Source organism: Leptolyngbya sp. FACHB-711 (genome assembly GCF_014695615.1).
Classification (GTDB): domain Bacteria; phylum Cyanobacteriota; class Cyanobacteriia; order Elainellales; family Elainellaceae; genus Leptolyngbya_A.
This window is the reverse complement of record NZ_JACJOR010000042.1, coordinates 1-5,312: the sequence shown is the minus strand read 5'-3', so window position 1 is coordinate 5,312 and position 5,312 is coordinate 1. Positions and strand designations below refer to the sequence as shown.

Annotated in this window: 6 protein-coding genes; all 6 read right to left on the bottom strand. The window is 51.5% G+C overall.

Going from position 1 to position 5,312, the window contains the following annotated elements:
- Positions 1-376: 376 nt before the first annotated feature.
- Entirely contained in the window at positions 377-1,078 is a 702-nt protein-coding gene (locus H6F80_RS00790) for a YggS family pyridoxal phosphate-dependent enzyme (RefSeq protein ID WP_190789719.1), read from the bottom strand.
- 17 nt (positions 1,079-1,095) lie between these two features.
- The gene (gene pipX, locus H6F80_RS00785) at positions 1,096-1,404 is read right to left on the bottom strand and encodes a transcriptional coactivator PipX (RefSeq protein ID WP_518523492.1); all 309 of its coding nucleotides are present in this window, start codon (positions 1,402-1,404) and stop codon (positions 1,096-1,098) included.
- 270 nt (positions 1,405-1,674) lie between these two features.
- Positions 1,675-2,604: an energy-coupling factor transporter transmembrane component T family protein gene (locus tag H6F80_RS00780; protein ID WP_190789718.1), complete on the bottom strand. Its 930-nt coding sequence runs from the start codon at positions 2,602-2,604 to the stop codon at positions 1,675-1,677.
- A 27-nt stretch (positions 2,605-2,631) separates the two neighbouring features.
- The gene (der, locus tag H6F80_RS00775; RefSeq protein WP_190789717.1) at positions 2,632-3,993 is read right to left on the bottom strand and encodes a ribosome biogenesis GTPase Der; all 1,362 of its coding nucleotides are present in this window, start codon (positions 3,991-3,993) and stop codon (positions 2,632-2,634) included.
- A gap of 86 nt (positions 3,994-4,079) precedes the next feature.
- Positions 4,080-4,793 (bottom strand): J domain-containing protein, encoded by a 714-nt coding sequence (locus H6F80_RS00770; RefSeq protein WP_190789716.1) that lies wholly within the window; start codon positions 4,791-4,793, stop codon positions 4,080-4,082.
- Between the two features lie 107 nt (positions 4,794-4,900).
- The coding region (locus tag H6F80_RS00765; RefSeq protein WP_190789715.1) for a pyridoxal-phosphate dependent enzyme at positions 4,901-5,312 on the bottom strand (412 nt) is incomplete at its 5' end.

Genomic DNA, 5,312 nt, shown 5'->3' with positions numbered 1-5,312 from the left:
GCAGTTCTCCCGGGGGAGACGGCTAGACAACCTTCACCGACCACTTCAAATTGACCCCAGATCACTAACTAACACCATCTATCTATTACCATTCATAGCGTTCTCTTGCTTTTTTAGCCTGCTTGGTACTCCACCCGTAGAGTTTAGCCTATTTTGACTCAAACGATCACGGAGTTGGAAAAATTTATTAGCCAAAGCCAAGGAGCCGTCTTTTTTAGCCGTTAAACTCAGCACTCAAGCCTACAGGAGAGAGCCAAGCCGTCGAATGCCACCGAATCGAGAAATATAATACTCTGTTCCGCCCGATAGACTGCACTCCTCCGATAAATCTTAAACTCTGGTAAAGATAACATCCTACTCTAGGTGGGAACCGCAATCAGATTGATGCAGAAGGCTCCGTTTTCGTCTGAGATGCTCGATCGCCAAATAGGGTTTTTCCCAATCGGATCATGGTTGATCCCGCCTGAATTGCCAGAGGGTAATCGTCCGACATCCCCATCGACAGTTCCTTCATTTGCAGGTGAGACCAGCCTTGCTGCCTGATTCGCTCTGCCAGTTCACGAGCGCGATCGAAGACTGCCTGGGTTTCGGCGGCCTGCAGCCCATAAGGCGGAATGACCATTAGCCCCTGAATCTCCAGGTGACGGCACTGATCAAGCTGAGGCAGGTCTGCCAACAATTCTGAAACAGTCCAGCCAAATTTGCTGGGATCAGGCAGCAGCTTGACTTGCAGACAAACTTTAGGCAGCACAGCCTGTTGTTCTGCCGCAAGCTGATCAAGCCGCTGAGCCAGCTTCAAACTATCGATCGAATGAATCCACTGAAACTGCTGTAGCGCTTTGGCAGCTTTATTAGCTTGGAGATGTCCAATTAAATGCCAGGTCACGCCGGGCAAATCCTGAAGGGCTGCCTTTTTGGATGCGGCTTCCTGAATCCGGCTTTCTCCAAAATCTCGCACCCCTGCTTCATACGCCTGCCGGATTGCAGCGATCGAAACCTGCTTTGTCACGGCAATCAATCGAACGTTTGCAGGAAGGGTCTGACGAATCTCGGTAAGCCGAGCTGCAATAGAGTTCACGGGTGGATTAGAAGACACTATTGAAACGTTTGTTGATGAATAGCTTGCACTTTGCTGTGTTCGCCGGATTGTCCTGTTCGGCGCAGTTCGCGCAGTCGTCCTTCTACTAAAATTCGGGCATCGCTCCGACCAAGCGGCTCAAATTGAATGCCCTGAGCTGTAGTGGCAACCAGAAAAAATAGACGTTGGGCATAAAGCGTTGAAAACAGTTCCCGATTGTCATCAATTACACAGATGCGAAACAGCAAGCCGAAGGTTGGATGATTCAAGTAAGTTTCACTGCTCATCCGATTTTCAAAAGATTGGGAACTGGCAGAATCGGGCATTGCTGTATAGGATTTAGCAGATAAACAGGAAGTCTACAAAATACAAAAGAAAATGCAAAAGTTGGCAAGGTGAATACTACCCTTTACAGAAAAGAGCTTCCAACATTTATTCATTAACTTTATGTGAAAATGTGCTATCCCGCTACAGCAATCCAGTCCTTCTTCTGGATAAATTTCTATCCCTCAAGCTGTAGAGGCAGGGCTCTGCTTCAAGGTTTTAACCCTAAATAAGAGTGAAAAAATAAAAGGAATGAACAACAGTAAAAACGGCTAACTGCCGATCGCAAATCGAGCAATCCAGAACACGACAATGCCACCCAAGGCGAGCCAGTCTAAACTGCCCAGCTTAAACTGATGCCACTGCACCTGATGGCGATCGGGCGAAGTAAACCCCCGCACCTGCATCGCACTGGCAATTTGTTCGGCACGAACCAGCAAGTTATCTACCAGCTTTTCGGCAACCGTCGTCCAAACCTGAGTCGAACCCCGAAAACCGAGCTTTTTCCAATTAATGGCTCTGGTTCGAATCGATCGCACCAGGTTTTGCACTTCCTCCAGCACCAGCGGAATAAACCGCAGTGAGAGCGTCAGCGTCAGCACAATTTCGGTAACAGGGACATTAAAGCGACGCAAGGGCTGCATCAAATCTTCCAGTCCCGCTGTAATCTCTTCCGGCGCAGTAGTCAGCAGATAAAGATTCGTACTGTAAATCAGGACAAACATAAACGTCCCAACGCGCACCGCCAGTTCAACCGATCGTCGCGTCACGCGAATATTGCCCCGCTCAAACAGCACATACCGATAATCGGTCGGCTGAGGCAGCGGATCGACGCGAGGAACAGTCTGGGCAGCACCAGAAGCCGCATTGCCCGCAGGCTGAGGCAGTCCATCAGCAGGCAACCGATTTTGATTGGGAACGGTCAATCCGTCGGGCGCAAATAACGTTACTGCAAACAGCAGCACACTAAAAAACAGCACAAGTCCAATTTGCCGCTTCCAGACGCGAAAGGGCAGCCGGGTTGCCAGCGTAAACAGCAGCAGCCAGCCTACCAGCGAAAGCCGCCACCACGGGTTTGCCGATATCGGAGTCAGCATGAGAGTGAGCAGCCACCCTAGCTTAACTCTGGCATCAATGCGGTGAAGCCAGGTGATCGGCTGTTCCAGATAGAGTCCGATGGGCAGCGATCGAAGTAAATCCATAGCTTCAGCTTTGCGTTCAGAAAATCGTTAAACTCTCGTAGCTCGGTTCGCCGTGTTCCGCTCGACTTCTCGCACCTTCTTACCGCGCCAAAACAGCCGAATCGGAGAGCCTGTAAAGCCCAACTGCTGCCGAAACTGCCGTTCAACATAGCGGCGATAGTTTTCATTAAACAGCTTAGGGTCGTTGACAAATAGGGCGATCGAGGGCGGTTGGCTACTCACCTGCGTGCCGTAATAAATTCTGCCCTGTTTGCCCTGGCGCGTGGTCGGAGGGGTATGCCAACGCAGTGCTTCTTCTAGCACTTCGTTAATCACAGACGTACTGACCCGCCGCTGGTGCTGCTCGGCTGCGGTATTCACCAGCTCTAAAATTTTCTCTACGCGCTGTCCGCTCTGGGCACTAACGAAGATTATTTCTGCCCACTCCAGAAAGTGCAGCCGCTCTTTAATTTGCCGATCGTATTCATAGATCGTGTGGGAATCTTTTTCGATCGCGTCCCATTTGTTCACCACCAGAATGCAGGCGCGTCCTTCTTCTTCGATCCGTCCAGCGAGCTTCTGATCTTGCTCGGTCACACCGTCCAGCGCATCAATCACGAGCAGCACGACATCTGCCCGTCGAATCGCTTTGAACGATCGGTTAATCCCAAAAAATTCAGGACCGTAATCAACGTTCTTCTTTTTACGAATGCCTGCGGTGTCAATCAAGCGATAGCGTTTTCCGCCCCGCTCTACAACCATATCGATCGCATCCCGCGTTGTGCCAGAGATCGGACTGACAATTGCCCGATTTTCACCCACAAATGCATTCAGCAAACTCGACTTGCCCACATTTGGACGACCAACGATCGCCACCCGGATTTCTGCTTCCTCTTCCAGTTCATCCTTCGGAGGCAAATAGGGCAGCAGGCTATCCAGCAGTTCGCCCGTGCCGTTGCCATGAATGCCCGATACCGGAAAGGGTTCGCCCAGCCCCAATGCCCAAAACTCTGCCGCCTGTGCCAGCCCTTGTTCGACTGACTCACATTTATTCACCGTCAGCAAAACCGGAACCGACTGCTGCCGCAACCAGTCCGCGATCGACTCATCCGCCGCAGTTAAGCCCGCTTGTCCATCGACTACAAAAATGGCAGCACTGGCTTCGGTCAGGGCAGCTTCTGCCTGTTCCCGAATCAGCGGCAGAAATTCAGTGTCATCGTCAAACACGAGTCCGCCCGTATCTACCACCAGAAATTCACGATCGTTCCAAAAGGCAGGGCGATAGGTCCGATCACGGGTTACGCCAGGTTCATCATGGACGATCGCATCCATCGCGCCCGTCAGACGGTTCACGATCGTTGATTTGCCCACATTTGGGCGACCAATCACAGCAACAACAGGTAAGGGCATGGCAAGGGTGCGGGCGGTTAACCCGAAGAATCCAAAACTCCATTGTAACGAGATTGCTAGGATAACGAGAGGTCGAGTTTTCCGTCTCAGCGAGTCACTTCTCGAACCGCCGTCTGTGCCTCTCGCTTTAGCCCTTTTGCAATCCGAAATAGCTCCTGCCCAGTGTGCAGATAGTGGTCGTCGTAGCTGGAGATAAATCGCTCCAGTTCGTCTAGACCGTCTCCCACCTGATTGAGGCAGTAATAAAGGTGCGCTGCTACCCCTGCCACATTAGGCGGATTCGGCAGAGAACGAAACAATCGCTGTGCCTGCTGCAATTCTTGGCGGCAGTTCTCCAGATAATCCTGAAATTCCTCCAGCAATTCATCATCAAACGGATCGGCTGCCAGGTCATCAATCTGATCCTGAAGCGAACTCAAAATCCGATTCAGCATCCGGTTCACAGGCTGATAAACCCGCTTGAGCCAAAGTTGCAGTTCAGCATCGCTATCTCGTCCGGTCTGTCGCTTCTGATACTCCCGTTGAGCAGCAGCAGCCCGCTGGTGCCGCTGAGTCTCAGCATGGGGATCAAAATGAACTGCCTGCCCATAGGAAAGGTGGCGATCGTAAGACTGCCGCTGGCGGGGATCGCTCAACACTTCATAGGCGGCGTTAATTTTAGCGATCCGATCGTGCCCTGAAGCATCAGGATTCGTATCGGGATGAAATTGTTTTGCCAGCCGACGATAAGCTTGCTTAATTTCTGCCTGACTTGCCAAGGGGCTCAGCTCAAGCGTGTCGTAGTGATTAACCTCTGCCATATCCTCATTTTATCGATTCGCTGCACCCCGTTAACGCTTCCCAAGGAACGATTCCCCCTTCAGAAAGCGGCAGCAATCAATTCAGACACAGGGCAGATGTTTTTGTTTTACCCCACCTTCCCAGCCGCAGCGAGTTCCGGGTCCTGGAAGAGCGGAGTACTAAGATAGCGTTCGCCAAAGCTGGGCTGTACCATCACAATCAGCTTGCCTGCGTTCTCAGGACGACAGCCAATTTTAATCGCTGCGGCAAGGGCTGCCCCGCTAGAAATGCCCGACAAGAGCCCTTCTTCTCTTGCCATTCGCCGTCCATAAGCGATCGCTTCCTCATCGCCGATTGTGATAACTTCATCAATCAGGTCTGTCCGAAGCACTTGGGGAATAAAGCCTGCACCAATCCCCTGAATTTTATGGGGACCCGGTCTGCCGCCTGAGAGAATAGGACTATTCTGTGGCTCTACGGCGATCGTCTGAAACGAAGGCTTCTTCTGCTTCAGCACTTCCGAAACCCCAGTAATCGTT